21 protein-coding genes are annotated in these 18,539 nt (G+C 61.8%); 8 read left to right on the top strand and 13 right to left on the bottom strand.

What is annotated here, in order from left to right; translation table 11 throughout:
* Positions 1-133 precede the first annotated feature (133 nt).
* The 8 genes from murB to ACP7A2_RS26265 all read right to left on the bottom strand — a co-directional run bounded on the left by murB (position 134) and on the right by ACP7A2_RS26265 (position 6,990).
* On the bottom strand, positions 134-1,153 hold the full coding sequence (gene murB, locus ACP7A2_RS26300) for a UDP-N-acetylmuramate dehydrogenase (protein WP_426136709.1): 1,020 nt from the start codon (positions 1,151-1,153) through the stop codon (positions 134-136).
* Positions 1,150-1,614, bottom strand: coding sequence for a low molecular weight protein-tyrosine-phosphatase (locus tag ACP7A2_RS26295; protein ID WP_426136707.1), 465 nt, complete (start codon positions 1,612-1,614; stop codon positions 1,150-1,152). The genes murB and ACP7A2_RS26295 overlap by 4 nt, the downstream gene beginning before the upstream one ends.
* Positions 1,614-2,378: a 3-deoxy-manno-octulosonate cytidylyltransferase gene (gene kdsB, locus ACP7A2_RS26290; RefSeq protein WP_426136706.1), complete on the bottom strand. Its 765-nt coding sequence runs from the start codon at positions 2,376-2,378 to the stop codon at positions 1,614-1,616. The genes ACP7A2_RS26295 and kdsB overlap by 1 nt, the downstream gene beginning before the upstream one ends.
* Positions 2,375-2,560, bottom strand: a complete 186-nt coding sequence (locus tag ACP7A2_RS26285) for a Trm112 family protein (protein ID WP_003174668.1) — start codon at positions 2,558-2,560, stop codon at positions 2,375-2,377. The genes kdsB and ACP7A2_RS26285 overlap by 4 nt, the downstream gene beginning before the upstream one ends.
* 24 nt (positions 2,561-2,584) lie before the next feature.
* Entirely contained in the window at positions 2,585-3,595 is a 1,011-nt protein-coding gene (lpxK, locus tag ACP7A2_RS26280; protein ID WP_426136704.1) for a tetraacyldisaccharide 4'-kinase, read from the bottom strand.
* Positions 3,595-4,023: an ExbD/TolR family protein gene (locus ACP7A2_RS26275; RefSeq protein WP_426136703.1), complete on the bottom strand. Its 429-nt coding sequence runs from the start codon at positions 4,021-4,023 to the stop codon at positions 3,595-3,597. Before ACP7A2_RS26275 ends, lpxK begins: the two co-directional genes overlap by 1 nt.
* Positions 4,020-4,655, bottom strand: a complete 636-nt coding sequence (locus tag ACP7A2_RS26270; RefSeq protein ID WP_348061839.1) for a MotA/TolQ/ExbB proton channel family protein — start codon at positions 4,653-4,655, stop codon at positions 4,020-4,022. Before ACP7A2_RS26270 ends, ACP7A2_RS26275 begins: the two co-directional genes overlap by 4 nt.
* A gap of 109 nt (positions 4,656-4,764) precedes the next feature.
* On the bottom strand, positions 4,765-6,990 hold the full coding sequence (locus ACP7A2_RS26265; RefSeq protein ID WP_426136701.1) for a DNA internalization-related competence protein ComEC/Rec2: 2,226 nt from the start codon (positions 6,988-6,990) through the stop codon (positions 4,765-4,767).
* A gap of 135 nt (positions 6,991-7,125) precedes the next feature.
* Between ACP7A2_RS26265 and ACP7A2_RS26260 the strand changes: the two genes are divergently transcribed.
* Positions 7,126-7,650: a DUF2062 domain-containing protein gene (locus ACP7A2_RS26260; protein ID WP_426136700.1), complete on the top strand. Its 525-nt coding sequence runs from the start codon at positions 7,126-7,128 to the stop codon at positions 7,648-7,650.
* Here ACP7A2_RS26260 and ACP7A2_RS26255 read toward each other — a convergent pair.
* Together ACP7A2_RS26255 and ACP7A2_RS26250 are read right to left on the bottom strand one after the other, a co-directional pair.
* Positions 7,647-9,005: a histidine kinase sensor domain-containing protein gene (locus ACP7A2_RS26255; RefSeq protein ID WP_426136710.1), complete on the bottom strand. Its 1,359-nt coding sequence runs from the start codon at positions 9,003-9,005 to the stop codon at positions 7,647-7,649. The genes ACP7A2_RS26260 and ACP7A2_RS26255 overlap by 4 nt on opposite strands.
* Positions 8,992-9,720, bottom strand: coding sequence for a response regulator transcription factor (locus tag ACP7A2_RS26250; protein WP_426136698.1), 729 nt, complete (start codon positions 9,718-9,720; stop codon positions 8,992-8,994). The genes ACP7A2_RS26255 and ACP7A2_RS26250 overlap by 14 nt, the downstream gene beginning before the upstream one ends.
* Before the next feature lie 205 nt (positions 9,721-9,925).
* Between ACP7A2_RS26250 and ACP7A2_RS26245 the strand changes: the two genes are divergently transcribed.
* From ACP7A2_RS26245 to ACP7A2_RS26230, 4 genes are all read left to right on the top strand, one after another.
* Complete coding sequence (locus ACP7A2_RS26245) at positions 9,926-12,679, top strand: response regulator (RefSeq protein WP_426136697.1); 2,754 nt, start codon at positions 9,926-9,928, stop codon at positions 12,677-12,679.
* A 56-nt stretch (positions 12,680-12,735) separates the two neighbouring features.
* A complete protein-coding gene (locus ACP7A2_RS26240) occupies positions 12,736-13,725 on the top strand; it encodes a 2-hydroxyacid dehydrogenase (RefSeq protein ID WP_426136696.1) in 990 nt (329 codons plus the stop codon).
* A 71-nt stretch (positions 13,726-13,796) separates the two neighbouring features.
* Entirely contained in the window at positions 13,797-14,237 is a 441-nt protein-coding gene (locus ACP7A2_RS26235; protein ID WP_426136695.1) for a hypothetical protein, read from the top strand.
* Entirely contained in the window at positions 14,234-14,638 is a 405-nt protein-coding gene (locus ACP7A2_RS26230; RefSeq protein ID WP_426136694.1) for an META domain-containing protein, read from the top strand. The genes ACP7A2_RS26235 and ACP7A2_RS26230 overlap by 4 nt, the downstream gene beginning before the upstream one ends.
* A gap of 115 nt (positions 14,639-14,753) precedes the next feature.
* Here ACP7A2_RS26230 and ACP7A2_RS26225 read toward each other — a convergent pair whose 3' ends face one another.
* Positions 14,754-15,215, bottom strand: coding sequence for a TlpA family protein disulfide reductase (locus ACP7A2_RS26225; protein ID WP_426136693.1), 462 nt, complete (start codon positions 15,213-15,215; stop codon positions 14,754-14,756).
* 117 nt (positions 15,216-15,332) lie between these two features.
* On the opposite strand from ACP7A2_RS26225, the gene arsC reads away from it, so the two are divergent.
* The 3 genes from arsC to ACP7A2_RS26210 are packed head-to-tail and all read left to right on the top strand — an operon-like array spanning position 15,333 to position 16,700.
* On the top strand, positions 15,333-15,686 hold the full coding sequence (gene arsC, locus ACP7A2_RS26220; RefSeq protein WP_426136692.1) for an arsenate reductase (glutaredoxin): 354 nt from the start codon (positions 15,333-15,335) through the stop codon (positions 15,684-15,686).
* Positions 15,683-16,297, top strand: coding sequence for an NAD(P)H:quinone oxidoreductase (wrbA, locus tag ACP7A2_RS26215; protein WP_426136690.1), 615 nt, complete (start codon positions 15,683-15,685; stop codon positions 16,295-16,297). The genes arsC and wrbA overlap by 4 nt, the downstream gene beginning before the upstream one ends.
* Entirely contained in the window at positions 16,281-16,700 is a 420-nt protein-coding gene (locus ACP7A2_RS26210; protein ID WP_426136689.1) for a DUF2069 domain-containing protein, read from the top strand. Before wrbA ends, ACP7A2_RS26210 begins: the two co-directional genes overlap by 17 nt.
* Before the next feature lie 88 nt (positions 16,701-16,788).
* Here the strand turns inward: ACP7A2_RS26210 and ACP7A2_RS26205 are convergent, their stop codons facing one another.
* Both ACP7A2_RS26205 and ttcA read right to left on the bottom strand, forming a co-directional pair.
* Entirely contained in the window at positions 16,789-17,460 is a 672-nt protein-coding gene (locus tag ACP7A2_RS26205; RefSeq protein ID WP_348058682.1) for a DNA-3-methyladenine glycosylase I, read from the bottom strand.
* Positions 17,461-17,527: 67 nt separating this feature from the next.
* Positions 17,528-18,352, bottom strand: coding sequence for a tRNA 2-thiocytidine(32) synthetase TtcA (ttcA, locus tag ACP7A2_RS26200; RefSeq protein WP_426136688.1), 825 nt, complete (start codon positions 18,350-18,352; stop codon positions 17,528-17,530).
* Positions 18,353-18,539: the final 187 nt, after the last annotated feature.

The following is an 18,539-nucleotide window of genomic DNA, read 5'->3' as shown; positions in this document are numbered from 1 at the left end:
ACTGCGTTTCGCGCCCGTATCCATTACACCGTCCTGATAAGACTTCAGAAGGTGTAAACCTTATTCAGGGCGAGACAGCGGCATAAAAAAAGCCCCGTATCGAAAGATACGGGGCTTTTTATTGCCCGCCGATTCAGTACCGGTTGGGTTCCATTTCCAGGTTTACCTTGAAGCGCTCGGCGATGTCCTGCTGGATACGCAGCGCCAGGTTCGCAATGTCGTGCCCGGAGGCAGTGCCATAATTGACCAGCACCAGCGCCTGTAGCGCGTGCACGCCCGCGTCACCATCGCGAAAGCCCTTCCAGCCGGCTTTGTCGATCAGCCAGCCAGCGGCAAGCTTCATCTGCCCGTCGGGCTGTGGGTAGGCGACCAGATCCGGATACAGCGCTTGCAGCTCGGTTGCCAGTGCCTGGGACACCAGCGGGTTCTTGAAGAAGCTCCCGGCATTCCCTAACTGCGCAGGGTCCGGCAGCTTTTCACGGCGGATGCTGCAAATCGCTCGGCTGACGTCGCTTGGCGTTGGCTCACTAATCCCCTGCGCCGCCAGGCGCTGTTGCACCGGGCCGTAGTCGAGTTTCAGTTTGCTGGCCCGGCTCAAGGCAAAACGCACGCGCAGAATCAACCAACGCCCGGTTTGATGCTTGAACAGGCTGTCGCGGTAGGCGAACTGGCAGTCTTCCAGATTGAAATCGCGCAGCTCGCCGGTCTGACGATCCAGCGCGGTCAGGCCGGAAAATACGTCCTTGATCTCAATGCCGTACGCACCAATGTTCTGCATCGGCGCCGCACCGACGGTGCCGGGTATGAGGCTGAGGTTTTCCAGACCGCAAAAGCCGTGCGCCAAGGTCCACAGCACAAACGGATGCCAGGCCTCGCCCGCTTCGGCCTCGACCACCACGTGCACACCGTCATCTTGCAGCACCCGAATGCCTTGGGTCGCCATGCGCAGCACCAATGCCGGAATGTCCTGCGTCAGCAGCAAGTTGCTGCCACCGCCGATGACCAGCAATGGCAACGCTTGCGCAGCCGCATAGGCCAGGGCATCACGCACCTCGGCGTCGCTGTGCGCTTCGGCGAACAGTTGAGCGCGCACGTCGATGCCAAAGCTGTTGAAGGGCTTGAGCGATACCTGCGAGAGCACTTGCAAGGTCATAACCGCCCCTTCAATTCAATGACCAATAAATCACAGGCTGTTTCGATCAGGTCCAGGACTCGTTCAAAGCCTTGTTCGCCTTCGTAGTAAGGGTCTGGCACTTCGTCAACTTCGCCGTCGTAGCGGCGCAGGAACAAATCCAGCTCGGCCTTGCCCTGCCCCGGCTGCATGGCCTTGAGGTTGCGCAGGTTGCTGTGGTCCATGGCCAGGATCAGGTCATAACGCGAGAAATCGGCGCGGCACACCTGCTGGGCACGCTGGGCCGACAAGTCATAACCTCGCGCCAGCGCCGCTTGCTGGCTACGCCGGTCCGGCGGGTTGCCGACATGCCACTCGCCTGTACCGGCAGACGCCACCTCGACCTGGCCCGCCAGGCCCGCGGCGCGCAATTTATGGCGCAATACGCCTTCAGCGGTGGGCGAGCGGCAAATGTTGCCCAGGCAGACGAACAAAACGTCCATCAAGCCCCCAGCAGGCGACGGACGCGCTCAAGGTCTTCCGGGGTGTCGACACCAGCTGGCGGCGCTTCCAGAGCATCGCCCACATGGATGCGCACGCCGTGCCACAGGGCACGCAGTTGTTCCAGGGATTCAGTGTTTTCCAGCCAGCACGGGCCCCAGCTCACGAAGTCATGCAGAAAACCCGCGCGATAGGCGTAGATGCCGATGTGACGGCGGTACGGCACGCCTTCCGGCAATACGTCGCGGCTCTTGGCGAACGCGTCACGCGCCCACGGCAAGGTGGAGCGGCTGAAGGTCAGCGCCAGGCCGTTGATGTCGGTGACCACTTTCACCACGTTCGGGTTGAACAGGGTGTCGATGTCTTCGATGGGTTCGGCGAGGGTCGCCATGCGCGCTTCGCCATGGGCGGCCAGGTTGGCAGCCACCTGATCAATCACGCTTGGCGGGATCAGCGGCTCGTCGCCCTGTACGTTGACGACAATCGCATCAGGCGCCAGGCCCAGGTGCGTGGCGACTTCGGCCAGACGGTCGGTGCCGGAATTGTGGTCCTCACGGGTCAGCACCGCTTCGGCGCCAAAGCCCTTGCAGGCCTCGATGATGCGCGGGTCATCGGTGGCGACCACGACGCGTTCGGCGCTACTTTTACAGGCCTGTTCCCACACCAGCTGGATCATCGGCTTGTCGCCGATCAATTGCAGCGGTTTGCCCGGCAGGCGGGTCGATGCATAGCGGGAGGGAATGACAACGGTAAAGGCTGTGGTCATTTATCCAGGCGCTCGTCGGTGGTCAGGGTGCGCGCTTCGCTTTCCAGCATCACCGGGATGCCATCACGGATCGGGTAAGCCAGGCCAGCACCTTTGCTGATCAACTCGGTTTTGTCGGCGCTGAGCTTGAGCGGGCCTTTGCAGATCGGGCAAGCGAGGATATCGAGCAGTTTGGTGTCCATGAATGTTTCCTGGAAAAAAGCGGATTAAGGCAAAAGACGGGCGGGCAACAGGCGCATCAACTGTGTGTCGAACCAGGCGACAAACGCCGGCGACGGCACCGCATCCACCGCAAGGTACCACCAGTCGGGCCTGGCAAAGGCGCGGCACTTCACCGCGTCCTTTTCAGTCATGACCAGCGGCAATGACGGCGTAAAATTCAGGACCTCTGCGCTATAGGGCGCGTGGTCGGCAAACGCATGGGGTACTGGCCGCCAGTGTAGCGTTTCAAGGGTAGTGAAGAAACGTTGCGGGTTACCTATGCCGGCGACCGCATGCACCTGCTGGCCAGCGGGGAAATAATCGACCGGCTGGCGCTCGGCGGTTTTCAGATTGATCAGCGCCGCAGGCATCAGGCGAAAGGCGAAACCGTCCTCCCGATCCGCTGCGGCGCCGTTGTAGAGCAGCGCATCGACACTCTGCAAGCGCTCAACCGGCTCACGCAACGGCCCGGCAGGCAGGCAACGGCGGTTGCCCAAGCCGCGTGCGGCGTCGATCAGCACCAGTTCAAGGTCGCGAGCCAGGCGGTAATGCTGTAACCCGTCGTCGGAAAGAATCAGGTCAAGCGGCTCGCTGGCCAGCAGCGCTTCAACCGCGCGACCGCGATCGGGATCGATCATCAACGGTACGCCGCAACGCTGCACGATCAGCAACGGCTCATCACCGGCCACCTCGGCGCTGTGGTGGGCCTCGACTCGCCACGGCAATTGTGGCGGTTTGGCACCGTAGCCACGACTGACCACGCCGACGCGCAAACCACTGCGCCGGCAATGCTCGATCAGCCACAGAATCATTGGCGTCTTGCCCGTACCGCCCACCGTAATGTTGCCGACCACCACCACCGGCACCGGCGATTGGTAGATCTCGCCCTCGCCCGCCAGGAACCGCGCGCGCTTGCGCTGCACCACTCGGCGGTACAAAGACTCCAACGGGCGCAAGAGCGCGAGGGCAGGATGGCCTTCATACCAGGCTTTGAGCAAACGATCAGACATGGCCATCAGGGTTGGCTCGCCGCCTCGACGGTGGTCATGCGCAAATGGCTGAAGCCGAGCTTGCCGGCGGCATCCATTGCGGTGATCACGGCTTGATGCTGGGTCTTGCCATCGGCACTGATCGACAGCGGCAGGTTGGTATCACCGCCGGACTCTTTCTGCAGGGCGTCCATCAGGCTCTTGAGGTCGTTTTTCTCAAGCAACTGGTTATTCACCGAAAACACTCCGTCGGCGCTGATGGCAACGTCCAGCTGTTTGACTTCCTGGTCCTCGGCTGGCGAACCGCTTACCGCTTCCGGCAGGTCAACACGCAGCTGGGTTTGCCGGGTAAACGTGGTGGTGACGACAAAAAACAGCAGCAGGATAAACACCACGTCGATCAGGGACGCGAGGTTGATATCAATGTTTTCCCGTCGCTTACGGCGAAATTTCACGCTCGGCCCTCGACGAAATCAACATCACGGTCGCCCTGCACCACTTCCACCAGTTTGATGGCTTCCTGTTCCATGCCGACCACCAATTCATCGATGCGTCGTTGCAGGAAACGGTGGAAGAACACCGAAGGAATACCCACCATCAAGCCCGCAGCCGTAGTGATCAATGCCTTGGAAATGCCCCCCGCCAGCACAGCAGCGTTGGTGGTCATACCCGAGCCCATGAACGAGCTGAAAATGTCGATCATGCCCAGTACCGTCCCCAGCAAACCAAGCAGCGGCGCCATGGCCGCAATGGTGCCAAGCGCATTGATGTAGCGCTCCATTTCATGGATGACCCGGGCGGCGGCCTCCTCGATGCACTCTTTCATGATCTCGCGACCATGTTTGGAGTTGGCCAGGCCCGCAGCGAGAATTTCACCCAAGGGCGAGTTGGCGCGCAGTTCCTTGAGTTTGTCCTTGTCCAGCTGCTTGTTTTTGATCCAGCCCCAGACCTGCCCCAACAGATGATCGGGCGTGATACGGCTGGCGCGCAGGGTCCACAGGCGTTCGGCAACGATGCCGAGTGCGGCGATGGAGCTCAAGATGATCGGCAACATCATCCAGCCGCCGGATTTGACCAATTCCCACACAGTGAATGTCCCCTCGAAAAAGTGCGCCACTTTACCATATAGGTTCAGTCGCGGGGTTCGTCCGCCCTGGACCCGCCCGTCGCGGGCTCCAGTCTTTGGTAACGCAGGATTACGGTAACGCTTCGCGCCAGAAACGGCGTTGACTGCGCGCAACCATCGGTGCTTTAAACGCGCCCAATTGCAGCCGCACAGCCCCCTGCTCGGCGCTGTCATACACCTGGCTGCCCACTGCCCGATAGCGCGCCACCACCTGCGGATGGGGATGACCGAATGCGTTGCCACGGCCTCGGGAAATCAGCACTGACCCTGGCGCGAGGCGCTGCACAAAGGCGACGGATGAAGAACTGCGACTGCCATGATGAGGTGCTTGCAGCCAGTCGGTGCGCACTGCCAGGGGTGAGGCCAGGAACGCTGTTTCGGCTGCGCGATCTATATCGCCGGTCAGCAGGAGGCCCTCGCCATTGGCCTGCACCCGCAGCACGCAGGACTTTGGGTTGCTGGCAGTGGCGCCAGGCCACTGCCACAGCTCAAACAGCACGCCATCCCACGCCCAACGCTCACCGCTGATGCACGCTTGAGCATCGAGAAACACGGGCAAGCCGTCGGTTTCCCCGCCGACCACTCGCCTGACAGAAAGCTCACGGGCCACCGCCGCCGCCCCGCCCACGTGATCGGCATGGGCGTGGCTGAGCACCATCATGTCCAGCGCGCCTACCCCGAGTTTTCTCAACGACGGCAGTACCACACGGGCGCCAAGGTCGATTGCACCCGAGCGCGGACCCGCGTCGTAGAGCAGCGCGTGATTACGGGTGCGCAGGATGACCGACTGCCCCTGACCAACATCCAGTTGCACCACGTCCACCCGCCCATGGGGCACCTGCTCTTTAGGCGGGAAAACGGCCAGTAACAGCATTGGCCAGCCCAGCAGCCGAAAGGGCACACCTTTGGGCAGCAGCACCAATACCGCGCCCGCCACACTCATACACCAAAAGCCCAGGGGCACTTCGGCGGGTATCCAGGCCGGGCGTTGCTCGGCCAACAGCGTCAGCAGCTTGAACAGCCAATCCAGCGCACCACCGGCCAACCACAGCAGCGCTTCGCCCACCCAAGGCACCGCCAGCAGTGCCGTGCCGAGCAACGCCAGCGGCAACACCACCAGGCTGATCCACGGCACCGCAAACACATTCGCCACGGGCGCGCTGAGACTGATCGGCAACCCCAGCACCAGCAACACCGGAAACATACCCACGGCGATCAGCCACTGCGGACGGGTCCACACCTGCCAGACGCTCCAGGGCCCCAGGCGCCCGCCGAAGGCGACTATCAGAATTGCGACTGCCGCAAACGACAACCAGAACCCCGGCTGCAAGCTGGCCAAAGGCTCAAGCATCAACACACCATTCAGCGCCAGCAACAGCGGCAACCAGACGCCCAGGTGCCGAAAACGCAGGCGCCAGAGCAACACCAGCCCAACCATTACACACGCACGCTGCACCGGCACACCGAACCCCGCCAGTAGGCCGTAGCTCAGCGCCGCAGCAAAGGCCAGCCCGCACGCCCACGGCAGCCACGGCAGGCTGCGCGGCCAACACCCGTATCGCGCCAGCCCTGCGATGAGGCCGTAGATCAACCCGGCCAGCAAACCGATGTGCTGGCCGGAAATGACCAGCAAATGCACGGTGCCGGTGTCTTGCAGTACTTGCCACTCTTCAGCCTCCAGCCCGGCGCCGTCCCCCAGCACCAACGCCGCGACCGCCGCTTCACGGCCTTGTGCATCCACAGCCTGCAGCCGCTGGCGCAGCGGATCGCGCCAGGCATTGCGCGCCGGCGCCAGGCGTTCGCCGTCTTTCACCGATGCAGTGGCCCCGACGCGCTGGGCGAGTAGCCAGGCTTCATAGTCAAAACCGTGAAAGTTGAGCAAACCAGACGGCCGCTTGAGCGTCAGTGCCAGACGCCAGCGCTCGCCGCTGTTTACCGGCGGGCCACCATGCCAGGACACGCGGATGCGCTGGGGTAATCGAGTAGTACGCGACCGACTGTCGGCCAGTTCGAAGCGTACGCCGGCCGGTGTCTGCTGCGGCAAACCGACCACACGGCCTTCAACCCAGCGCGTTTGCCCGTCCAGTGCGGGGTTGAGGCGATCGTCCAGCGCCCACTGCGCACTCATGCACGCCCAGCTCAACCCCAGCAGGAAAAAACCCAGCGGATAGGTACGAAACGGCAACAGCATCAACGCCATGACCGGCATGGCTAGCAGCCAGCCGGTCGACGGCAGTGCCGGTAGAAACCGCAGCGACAGCAAGCCGATGCTGAGTGCGAACAGCCCTGTTCTCATGAATCATCCTTTTCAAGTGATCCACTCAGTCTTAGCTGGTCGCGGTGGTCGCCCTATGATGTTTTGTCACAAAGTCTGAATTTTCTGTTTATAGAATGCGGGCATACTTGCCCCTCGAACTGACCTGGACCCCTTATGCCCCGGCGCCTATTCAAGCGGTACATGCCCGATCCCAGCAGCATCCGGGAACACAAGTCATTACAGTTTCTCGGCACCTTGCTGCACGATCCAAACCTCTGGCACCTGAACCGGCACTCTGTCGCGCGCGCCATGGCGGTGGGTTTGTTCGCGGCGTTCATCCCGATTCCACTGCAGATGTTGTTGGCGGCGGTGCTGGCAATTGCCGTGCGCGGCAATATGCCCATCGCCGTCAGCCTGGTGTGGCTCACCAACCCGATTACCATGCCGGTGGTGTTTGTCTGCACCTACATGACCGGTGCGTGGCTGATGAATGTGCCGCCACGCAGCCTGCCCGACAACCTCACGTGGGAGTGGATCAGCGGGCAGTTGAGCACGCTGTGGCAGCCTTTCCTGCTGGGGTCTGTGGTGTTGGGGCTGGTATTGGGCGCGCTGGCCTACCTCCTGACCATGGGCTATTGGCGCTGGTGGGTCGGGCACCAATGGAAAAAGCGCAAACAGCGCCGCGCGCGTGGAGGTTAACGGGCCAGCAGCTGCAGATGCACGCTCAAGCCCTGACCGCTATTTTCGGCCCACAAGTGGCCGCCCTGACGCCTCACAGCGTTACGGGCGATGCTCAGGCCGAGGCCGAAACCGCCGTCCCCGGGCCGCGATCCTTCCAGGCGGGTGAACGGCGCGAAGATCCGCTCCAGGTGCTGTTCATCAATGCCCCCGCCCTGATCCTCCAGCCAGATGTGCCAATAATCACCTTCACGGCGACCGTCCAGCGTCACCCGCCCGTGCGCGGGAGAATGCCGAATGGCGTTGCGCAGGATATTTTCCAGGGCCTGGGCCAGCGCATTCAGGTTACCGCGCACCCAGCAGTCGGCCGGCAGCAGGCAGGGCAAGCGAGACGCTGGCCAGTCACTTTCAAAGCAGGCGTTTTCCCGCAGCATGTCCCACAACGCCTGGAGCTGAATGTCCTCGCAGGGCAACGGTGTGCGTTCGCTGTCGAGCCAGGCCAGTTGCAAACTGTCTTCCACCAGGCGCTGCATGCCGTCGATTTCGCGGCTTAGCCGATCACGCAGTTGCGAGAGATTTTGCTCACTGTCGCAGGCCACGCGCAAACGGCTCAGCGGCGTGCGCAGTTCATGGGACATGTCACGCAGCAACTGGTGCTGCAACGCCACGGTGCCCTGCAAGCGCTCTGACATGTGGTCAAACGCGCGGCCCAGCTCGCCCAATTCATCCTTGCGACTGGTCGCCTCGCGCGACATGCGCGTATGCAGCTGGTCAGCACGCCAGGCGTTGGCCTGCTCGCGCAGTTGGTTGAGGGGCATGATCAATAGCCGATACAGGCCAATACACAGGAACAAGGTAAACAGACCCGGGATCACACCATTGGTCACCATTCGCCAGAACAGCTGATAGCGCCCCGGCATAAAGCGTTTGGGCAGTTCAATCACCAATGAGCCTGCGTCCGGATCCACCGGAAACGCAATCTTCAGCCACGGCAGGCCGTTGACGTGCCGACTGACCGGCCACTCCAACCCGCGCAAAAAGGTCAGGCGCTGGCTCTCCTTATCGCTTAACGGCACGCTGCTGAGCGATTGCAGGTCATTGCCGATCACACCAACCCAGACGGTTTCGCGCGCGGCCATCGCCTGCAACCACGCATCCAGCCCCGCACTGCCCTGGGTATTCCACGCCAATTCGGCCTCCGCCGCGTAACCTCGCAGAACCTCGCGGGACTCTTCGGCTATATAGGCGTTCTGCTGTTCCATGTAGCGGCCCCAGGACCAACTGAGCCAAATCATCAGCAAACAAAAGGCGATCAGCAGGCAGGCCAGTTTCCAGAATAACGAATGCTTGCCGGGCAGCCGCTCAAAGCCCTTCATCATGACCGCTCAGCACATAGCCCTTGCCCCACACCGTGCGCACCTGGCGCGCGTGGTAGCCGATGGCCTTGAGTTTGCGGCGAATCTGGCTGATATGCATATCCAGGCTGCGGTCGTGAGGGGCATAGCCGCGCTGCAACACATGCTGATAAAGAAAGGCTTTGCTGAGGACCTCATCCCCGTTGCGGTGCAAGGTTTCCAGCAGACGGTATTCGCTGCGGGTCAGCCCCGCGCCGTGGTGCCCGTGGAACACGTCGCACAGTTCATCGTCAAAACGCAGCGCACAGACGTCGTCTCGCGCCGGTACACGGTGCGGCAATGGCCGACGGTCCAGGGCCACGCGGCGCAGGATCGCTTCGATGCGCACACGCAGCTCAATCATGCTGAACGGCTTGGGCAGGTAGTCGTCGGCCCCTAGCCGAAACCCGCTGACACGGTCGGCTTCGGCCCCCAGGGCCGACATGAGGATGACCGGAATCGAATGGCTCTGACGCAAATGGGTGAGGATCGACAGCCCATCCAGCCCCGGCAGCAGGATATCCATCAGCACCACATCGAACGCCTTATCTCGCGCCATTTGCAGACCCTGCTGGCCATTTTGGCACCACGTGACCTCAAAACCGCAATGCCCCAGATGTTCATGGACGTAGGCGCCCAATACGGGGTCATCTTCGATGGTCAGGATACTGGGTAGGCCAACTGCTGCGGGATTCATTAGCGTCTGCAAGTCATTCTCAATAGCTGATTATTAAAGATTAAATGCCCACAGGCAATCGCCAACCGGCGGCCAATGGCCCGAAGATTGCGGCAAGTCATGAATTTGCAAGATTCCACAGCCAGCAAATGGCTACACTGCGCAAGTGGCGCGGGCCGGATGCCCGTGCGGATAATTGATAACAGTGTGGTAGCAGGAGAGTGGCGTGCTTAGAAGAATGGGGATAAAAGGCCGCGTACTGTTGCTGACCTTATTACCGACCAGCCTGATGGCCTTGTTGTTGGGAGGCTATTTCACCTGGATGCAGCTCTCGGAGTTGCAGGCCCAGTTGCTGCAACGCGGCGAAATGATTGCCGAACAGCTGGCGCCGCTGGTGGCCCCTGCCCTCAGCGTCAAGAACACCGACCTGCTCGAGCGCATTGCCACCCAGTCTCTGGAGCAAACCGATGTGCGTACCGTGTCGTTCCTCGCCCCGGACCGCTCGCCCCTGGCTCACGCCGGCCCGACCATGCTCAACCAGCCACCGGTCGGCAACAGTTCGCACCTGTTGCAGCGCACCGGCAATGACGCCACGCGCTACTTGCTGCCGGTGTTTGGCCGCCACCGCAACCTCGCCGGCGAGTTGATCCCCGATGAAGCCGACCGCTTGCTGGGCTGGGTGGAAGTGGAGCTGTCCCACAATGGCATGCTGTTGCGCGGCTACCGCAGCCTGTTTGCCAGCCTGCTGCTGATCGCCATTGGCCTGATCTGCACCGCTGCCCTGGCGCTGCGCATCAGCCGCACCATCAATTCGCCGATTGGCAAGATCAAGCAAGCCGTGGCCCAGCTTAAGGACGGCAACCTGGAAACCCGACTGCCACCGCTTGGCAGCCAGGAATTGGACCAGTTGGCTTCGGGCATCAACCGCATGGCCGAAACCCTGCAAAATGCCCAGGAAGAACTGCAACACAGCATCGACCAAGCCACCGAAGACGTGCGCCAGAACCTGGAAACCATTGAAATCCAGAACATCGAGCTGGACCTGGCGCGTAAAGAGGCCCTGGAGGCCAGCCGCATCAAGTCGGAATTTTTGGCCAACATGAGCCATGAAATCCGCACCCCGCTCAACGGCATCCTCGGTTTTACCCACCTGCTGCAAAAAAGCGAACTGTCGCCGCGCCAGCTGGATTACCTGGGCACCATCGAAAAATCCGCCGACAACCTGTTGGGCATCATCAACGAGATCCTCGATTTCTCGAAAATCGAAGCCGGCAAACTGGTCCTCGACAGCGTGCCGTTCAACCTGCGCGACTTGCTGCAAGACACGTTGACCATCCTCGCCCCCGCCGCCCATGCCAAGCAGCTCGAACTGGTCAGCCTGGTCTACCGGGACACCCCGCTGGCCCTGGTGGGCGACCCGTTGCGCCTAAAGCAGATCCTGACCAACCTGATCAGCAATGCGATCAAGTTCACCCGCGAAGGCACGATTGTGGCCCGCGCGATGGTCGAGGACGAACAGGAAGACAGTGTGCAATTGCGCATCAGTGTGCAAGACACCGGCATAGGCCTGTCCAATCAGGACGTGCGCGCGCTTTTCCAGGCGTTCAGCCAGGCCGACAACTCGTTGTCACGCCAGCCCGGCGGCACCGGTTTGGGGCTGGTGATCTCCAAACGCTTGATCGAGCAAATGGGCGGTGAAATCGGCGTGGACAGCACGCCGGGCGAAGGTTCGGAATTCTGGATCAGCCTGAGCCTGCCCAAAACCCGTGATGACGTCGACGACCTGCCCTGCGCGCCGCTGCTCGGGCGTCGCGTGGCAGTGCTGGAAAACCACGAACTGGCACGCCAGGCCCTGCAACATCAATTGGAAGACTGTGGCCTGGAAGTCACGCCGTTCAATACCCTGGAAAGCCTGACCAACGGCATTACCAGCGCCCATCAGACCGAACAGGCGATTGACCTGGCGGTACTCGGCGTCACCGCCAATGACATTCCGCCTGAACGCCTCAACCAGCACCTGTGGGACCTTGAACACCTGGGCTGCAAGGTGCTGGTGCTGTGCCCGACCACCGAACAGATGCTGTTCAACCAATCGGTGCCCAACCCCAACAGTCAGTTGCAGGCAAAACCTGCGTGTACGCGCAAGTTACGCCGCGCCCTCGCCGACCTGATCAGCCCGCGCCCATTGCGCAACGAGCCCGGCGAACCGCTGTCCAGCCGGGCACCGCGCGTGCTGTGCGTGGACGACAACCCGGCCAACTTGTTGCTGGTGCAAACCCTGCTTGAGGACATGGGCGCCAAGGTCCACGCGGTCGACAGTGGCTACGCGGCCATCGATGCGGTGAAGCAGGAAACCTTCGATCTGGTGCTGATGGACGTGCAAATGCCGGGCATGGACGGGCGTCAAAGCACCGAGGCGATCCGCCAGTGGGAGAGCGAGCGCCACGGCACGCCGCTGCCAGTGGTTGCCCTCACCGCCCACGCGATGGCCAACGAAAAACGCGCGTTGCTGCAAAGCGGTATGGACGACTACCTGACCAAGCCGATCAGCGAACGGCAACTGGCCCAGGTGGTGTTGAAATGGACGGGGCTGGCACTGCGCAATCAAGGCCCGGAACGCAACAACGACAGCGTGGGCCCGGGCGTGAAACTGATGGTGCTGGACCACGAAGAAGGCCTGCGCCTGGCGGCCAACAAAAGCGATCTGGCCGCCGACATGCTCGCGATGCTGCTGGCGTCCCTGGAAGCCGACCGCCTGGCCATTACCGTCGCGCGCGAAGCCAAGGACAACAACGCGTTGATCGAACGCGTGCACCGCTTGCACGGCGCCACCCGCTACTGCGGCGTCCCGCAGTTGCGCGCCGCCTGCCAGCGCGCCGAGACGCTACTCAAACAGGACGACGCCAAGGCCATGGCCGCACTGGATGAGCTGGACATGGCGATTGCCCGGCTGGCCAGTGAGGCGCGCGTCAGCGCCTGACTATTCTGTGGGAGCGGGCTTGTGGGTTTATTTCAGTGAGTGCAGGGAGCTTTTTGATGCGCGTCATCCTTTTCAGCAGCCAAATCTACGACCGCGACAGCTTTCTCGGTGAGCCGCTGCCCGCGGGCATCGAGCTGCAATTTCAGCCCGCCCGCCTCAACCTCGACACCGTGGCGCTGGCGGAGCACCACGAGGTGGTTTGCGCGTTTATCAACGACGACCTCAGCGCCCCGGTGCTGGAACAGCTGGCGAAAGGCGGCACCCGCCTGATTGCCTTGCGCTCGGCCGGTTACAACCATGTCGACCTCGCCGCCGCCAAGCGCCTGGGCCTGACCATCGTGCGCGTTCCCGCTTACTCGCCCCACGCGGTGGCCGAACACGCGGTCGCACTTATCCTCGCCCTCAACCGCCGCCTGCATCGCGCCTACAACCGCACCCGCGACGGTGATTTCAGCCTGCACGGGCTGACCGGCTTCGACCTGGTGGGCAAGACCGTCGGTGTGGTCGGCACCGGGCAGATCGGCGCCACGTTCGCCAAAATCATGGCCGGTTTCGGTTGCCAGTTGCTCGCCTATGACCCCTTTCCCAACCCGCAGGTCGAGGCCCTCGGCGCCCGTTACGTGGGCCTGCCCGAGCTGCTCGCTCAGGCGCAGATCATCAGCCTGCACTGCCCGCTTACCGACGACAGCAAGCACCTGATCAACGCCGAGTCCCTGGCGCATATGCAGCCCGGCGCGATGTTGATCAATACCGGGCGCGGCGGCTTGGTCGACACACCGGCACTCATCGAAGCGCTCAAGAACGGCCAGCTCGGCTACCTGGGGCTGGATGTGTATGAGGAAGAAGCGCAGTTGTTTTTCGAGGACCGTTCCGACCTGCCCCTGCAAGATGACGTGCTCGCCCGCCTGCTGACCTTCCCCAACGTCATCATCACTGCCCACCAGGCGTTCCTAACCCGCGAAGCCCTCGCAGCCATCGCCGGCACGACCCTGGCCAACATTGCGGGATGGGCAAAAGGCCAGCCGCAGAACCTTGTCCACGGATGATCAGCGGTCACATACGGGCCTCATGATGAGCCGGCACCCGTGATAGGATGCCGCGCCTATTTGGAGGATCCATGGCCGAACACGATTTCCGCTTCAGCTTGCTGAGCCCGCAACACACCCTGATCGAATGCCGCGCTCTGGTGCCGGGCCGTTACCAAATCACCGGTAACGGGGGTTCGATCAAGCATGGCGACGTCTTGATCGTCACCTTGCGCGGCAGTAAAACCCTGTCGATGCGCCTGACCGTCGAAGGTGACGCGCGTTACTCCATCCGCCCGGCGGGCCAATGGGTCGCCATGGCGCAGGGGCCGAAGTTCGGCGAGTTGGAGATTCACACCTGGAAGGTTAACTGCGACAGCTGCGACAACGTGCTCGACTTTGAATTTGCGGTGGAAACCAAGCTGAGCAAAGAGCCGCTGCAACCGGCTGCCACTGCGCGCATCAATGAATTGGGCTGGGCCACCGCAGGCGACAAGCACCGTTGCCCGAAATGCCAGCAGGCCGGGCAATGAAAGGCCTGCTGCTGCTCGCCGCCGTCGGGGTTGGCCTGACGGGCTGCGCCGGCGACGCGGTGAAGTTAGAGAAGGACCACAGCTACGTGGTGGAATGGATTGGCGAGCGGCCGCTGATGGATTACGCGCACCTGACCGTCACCCTCGGCGCTGATGGCCGCGCCTATGGCAATGGCGGCTGCAACCATTGGTTTGCGCCGTACACCGTGGAGGGCGACAAGCTCAGCTTCGGCAAGATCGGCAGCACCCGCAAACTCTGCGCCGAGGCCTTGATGGAGCAGGAACACCGCTTCTTCCAGGCCCTGCAAAGCGTCGAGCGCTGGGACATTTCGCCGATGGAGCAGGCGCGTTTCTGGCCGGCTGAAGGCAAGCCGATTCGCCTCTGGCGCGAAGAAGGCTGATGGCTTTTCTGTGGGAGCTGGCTTGCCTGCGATGCAGCTGACTCGATATGTCTGCCAGACCGAGGCGAGGCTATCGCAGGCAAGCCAGCTCCCACACAAGCCAGCTCCCACAGTTTTAACCGCGCAAGGCCTTGAGCTTGGCCAACACCCCTTCCGCCGTCTGCTCGCCCATCAACTGCTCACGCACCTTGCCCTTGTCATCGATGATGTAGGTCACCGGCAACGCCTCACTGCGCGGAATGTCGAAGATTTCTTCCGGGTTCTGCGCCAGTACGGTGAACTTGATTCCCAGCTTCTCGCTGGCAGCTTTAAGCTCTTCACCCTGCACGTTGTCGAAGTTGACCCCGAACACCCCCACATTCTGCCCTTTCAATTGCTCGGCCAAGGCATTGAGCTCGGGGATTTCCGTGCGGCACGGGCCACACCATTCGGCCCAGTAATTGACCACCACCCAGTGTTTGTCCAGGCGCTCGGCCGCTACCTTCTTGCCATATTGGTCAACGCCGTAATCGTTACCGCAGCCGCTGAGCAGCAGGGTTGTGATGATCGCCAATGCACCGATCAGTCGCCTTGTCATGGGGTAATCCTTCGCAAAAAAATGAACGTTGGCTGCGACCTATCGCCTCTTACGGTTTAAGGACAGGTTGCTGCGCAGGTAGAATACCCGCCACCTTACGCAAGATGCGACCCGCACATGACCGATCTGACGCTTTATCACAACCCGCGCTGCTCGAAATCCCGCGGTGCGCTTGAACTGCTGGAAGCCCGTGGCCTTACGCCGACTGTGGTGCGCTACCTGGAAACCCCGCTGAATGCCGCGCAATTAAAGGCGTTGCTCGGCAAGCTCGGCATCGGCGCGCGCCAACTGCTGCGCACTGGCGAAGAGGAATATAAAGCCCTCAACCTGGCCGACGACAGCCTCAGCGAAGCGCAACTGATCGCCGCGATCGCCGAGCATCCGAAGCTGATGGAACGCCCGATCCTCGAAACCGCGAGCAAAGCCATCATTGGCCGGCCGCCGGAAAACGTGCTGGAGATTCTGCCGTGAGTGCGCCGTATGTGCTGGTGTTGTATTACAGCCGCAATGGCTCGGTGAGCGAGATGGCGCGACACATTGCGCGCGGTATCGAGCAAGCCGGGCTGGAAGCGCGACTGCGCACCGTGCCGGCGATCTCCACCGAGTGCGAGGCCGTGGCGCCGAGCATCCCGGAGGAAGGTGCGCTGTATGCCAGCCTCGACGACCTGAAAAACTGCTCGGCCCTGGCGCTCGGCAGCCCGACGCGCTTCGGCAACATGGCCGCACCGCTCAAATACTTTATCGACGGCACCAGCAACCTGTGGCTGACCGGCGCGCTCGTCGGCAAACCGGCCGGAGTATTTACCTCCACCGCCAGCCTGCACGGCGGCCAGGAAACCACGCTGATGTCGATGCTGCTGCCGCTGCTGCACCACGGCATGTTGATCACCGGCCTGCCCTACAGCGAACAGGCCTTGCTCGACACGCAGGGCGGCGGCACGCCGTATGGCGCCAGCCACCACGCGGGGCCGGACGGCAAGCGCATGCTCGACCCCCACGAAATTACCTTGTGCCGCGCCCTTGGGCTACGCCTGGCGAAAACCGCGATCCTGCTGGAGAACGGCCGTGGCCCGCAAACCTAAGGTCCTGCCGCCCCAGGCGTGGCTGGAACCGCGAGTCAAAATCGCCAGGGTCTTGAGCCTGCTGGCGTTTTTGGGACTGGTGGGGTTATTGTGCGGGTATTACCTGTTTTTGGCCGACCTGCACGGCGCGCGGCCCTGGGTGATTCTGCTGATCGAACTGGTGCCGCTGCTGGTGCTCGCACCGGGAATGCTGCTCGGCAGTGCGCGCGGGCATTCGTGGATGTGTTTTGTGGTGAATTTGTATTTCATCAAAGGCGCGCTGGCAGCCTATGACCCGAACCGGCAATGGTTTGGGGTGCTGGAAATGCTGGCGAGCCTGGCGGTGTTTTGTACCGCGTTGTTGTATGTGCGCTGGCGACATCAGTTGAATCGGCGGTTGGTGGCAGAGCCAGTGTCAGCCTGACAATCGCCATCGCAGGCAAGCCAGCTCCCACATTTGGAATGCATTCCCCTGTGGAAGCTGGCTTGCCTGCGATAGGGTCACCTCGGCCTCAATGATTCACCGTGTAAGCCAGCATCATCGACAGCTGGCACATTGGCCGCCCACTCTCGGCATGCCACTGATTGAAAGCCCCCTGCACCGCCGCCAGATCCCGCAGGCTGGTCGGCGCTTTGTCGACGATCTTCTGTGCGTTCAACGCCGCCACCACGTCATAGCTCGGTACAAAAGTATCCTTGCCGACCATGCGCAAGAAGCGCGGGGCCGACAGGCCGCCCAGTTGATGGCCGTGTTTGCTCAGGTACTTCCACAACCCGACGATATCGGTCACCGGCCATTCGGCGATAAACGCGCCAAAGCTGCCCTTTTCCTGCTCGATATCCAGAATCATCTGGGCATTGCGTGGCACGCTTTTGAGTTTGCCCAGGTGCCGGATAATGCGCGTGTCCTGCATCAGGCGCTCCAGGTGCTCGGCGCCCATCAACACGACTTTTTCCGGATCGAAGCCGAAGAACACCTGCTCGAACGCCGGCCATTTGCCGTCTACTACGCTGTGCTTGAGCCCGGCGCGGAATACCCGAAGCGCCAGGGTCGACAGGTAGCGGTCATCGCTGATCTTGCGCAGTTGCGCCGGGGTCTTGGGTACAGGCAGGTGGGCGTTCAGTTCGGCCGCCGAGCCGAAGCGGTTCAGACAAAATTCGTGCAACCACTTGTAATCGCGCATGCCCTCTCCCGGGAATCAAATTGAAAACGGCGCCCGCAAGCGCCGTGTGTCAGAGCGTTGAAATCGCTTAGAGGTTCACTACATTGACGAAGCGCGAAGCGGCGCTCTCGTCGATCTTGAGGCTGTTGAAGTCAAACAGGTTGCGGTCAGCCAGTTGCGACGGCTGCACGTTCTGCAAACTGCGGAAGATGCTTTCGGTGCGGCCAGGGGTCTTGCGTTCCCACTCCAGCAGCATGTCCTTGACCACCTGGCGTTGCAGGTTTTCCTGGGAGCCACACAGGTTGCACGGGATGATCGGAAACTGCTTGAGGTCGGAGTAGGCCTGGATGTCTTTTTCGTTGCAGTACGCCAGCGGGCGGATCACCACGTTGCGGCCATCGTCGGCGCGCAGCTTGGGCGGCATGGCCTTGAGGGCGCCGTTGAAAAACATGTTGAGGAAAAAGGTCTCGACGATATCGTCGCGATGATGACCCAGCGCCATTTTGGTTGCGCCGATCTCATCGGCGAAGGTGTACAGCGTGCCACGGCGCAGGCGCGAGCACAGCGAACAGGTGGTCTTGCCTTCCGGGATCAGTTCCTTGACCACCGAATAGGTGTCTTTTTCGACGATGTGATAGTCCACGCCCAGCGCTTTCAGGTAGGCCGGGAGTACATGCTCGGGGAAACCTGGCTGTTTCTGATCCATGTTGACGGCGACGATTTCGAACGAGATGGGCGCGACCTTTTGCAGGTGCAGCAGCACATCGAGCATCGTGTAGCTGTCTTTGCCGCCGGAAAGGCAGACCATCACCTTGTCGCCGTCCTCAATCATATTGAAATCGGCGACCGCTTCACCGGCCAGGCGACGCAGGCGTTTTTGCAGTTTGTTCTGGTTGACCGTAAGAGTGCCCATGGCGCTTGGATCCGCTGGAGGTGTGTGACGAAAAACGCGGCATTTTACCGATAAGGATGCCGAAGTTCCAATGTGGGAGCTGGCTTGCCTGCGATGGCGGTCGCTCAGCTATGTGGCCGCCGCCATGCCGGCCAGTGGCAGGCAGATCCAGAAGCCCCAGCCCAGGTAATGCGAGAGCAGCGCGTAG

Origin of the sequence: Pseudomonas sp. PWP3-1b2, assembly GCF_049896045.1 — a bacterium.
Lineage (GTDB): Bacteria > Pseudomonadota > Gammaproteobacteria > Pseudomonadales > Pseudomonadaceae > Aquipseudomonas > Aquipseudomonas antarctica_B.
The sequence above is the reverse complement of the archived record's forward strand: the minus strand, read 5'-3'. Positions and strand labels throughout refer to the sequence as shown.

Bases quoted from the DNA above. Each gene is read 5' to 3' on its own strand.
- ACP7A2_RS26255 (WP_426136710.1), bottom strand. From the start codon at position 9,005: ATGAAGGGCTTTGAGCGGCTGCCCGGCAAGCATTCGTTATTCTGGAAA.
- arsC (WP_426136692.1), top strand. From the start codon at position 15,333: ATGACCGATCTGACGCTTTATCACAACCCGCGCTGCTCGAAATCCCGC.
- ttcA (WP_426136688.1), bottom strand. From the start codon at position 18,352: ATGGGCACTCTTACGGTCAACCAGAACAAACTGCAAAAACGCCTGCGT.
- ACP7A2_RS26240 (WP_426136696.1), top strand. From the start codon at position 12,736: ATGCGCGTCATCCTTTTCAGCAGCCAAATCTACGACCGCGACAGCTTT.
- ACP7A2_RS26285 (WP_003174668.1), bottom strand. From the start codon at position 2,560: ATGGACACCAAACTGCTCGATATCCTCGCTTGCCCGATCTGCAAAGGC.
- kdsB (WP_426136706.1), bottom strand. From the start codon at position 2,378: ATGACCACAGCCTTTACCGTTGTCATTCCCTCCCGCTATGCATCGACC.
- ACP7A2_RS26205 (WP_348058682.1), bottom strand. From the start codon at position 17,460: ATGCGCGATTACAAGTGGTTGCACGAATTTTGTCTGAACCGCTTCGGC.
- ACP7A2_RS26295 (WP_426136707.1), bottom strand. From the start codon at position 1,614: ATGGACGTTTTGTTCGTCTGCCTGGGCAACATTTGCCGCTCGCCCACC.
- ACP7A2_RS26260 (WP_426136700.1), top strand. From the start codon at position 7,126: ATGCCCCGGCGCCTATTCAAGCGGTACATGCCCGATCCCAGCAGCATC.
- ACP7A2_RS26235 (WP_426136695.1), top strand. From the start codon at position 13,797: ATGGCCGAACACGATTTCCGCTTCAGCTTGCTGAGCCCGCAACACACC.
- ACP7A2_RS26250 (WP_426136698.1), bottom strand. From the start codon at position 9,720: ATGAATCCCGCAGCAGTTGGCCTACCCAGTATCCTGACCATCGAAGAT.
- murB (WP_426136709.1), bottom strand. From the start codon at position 1,153: ATGACCTTGCAAGTGCTCTCGCAGGTATCGCTCAAGCCCTTCAACAGC.
- ACP7A2_RS26265 (WP_426136701.1), bottom strand. From the start codon at position 6,990: ATGAGAACAGGGCTGTTCGCACTCAGCATCGGCTTGCTGTCGCTGCGG.
- ACP7A2_RS26230 (WP_426136694.1), top strand. From the start codon at position 14,234: ATGAAAGGCCTGCTGCTGCTCGCCGCCGTCGGGGTTGGCCTGACGGGC.
- ACP7A2_RS26225 (WP_426136693.1), bottom strand. From the start codon at position 15,215: ATGACAAGGCGACTGATCGGTGCATTGGCGATCATCACAACCCTGCTG.
- lpxK (WP_426136704.1), bottom strand. From the start codon at position 3,595: ATGGCCATGTCTGATCGTTTGCTCAAAGCCTGGTATGAAGGCCATCCT.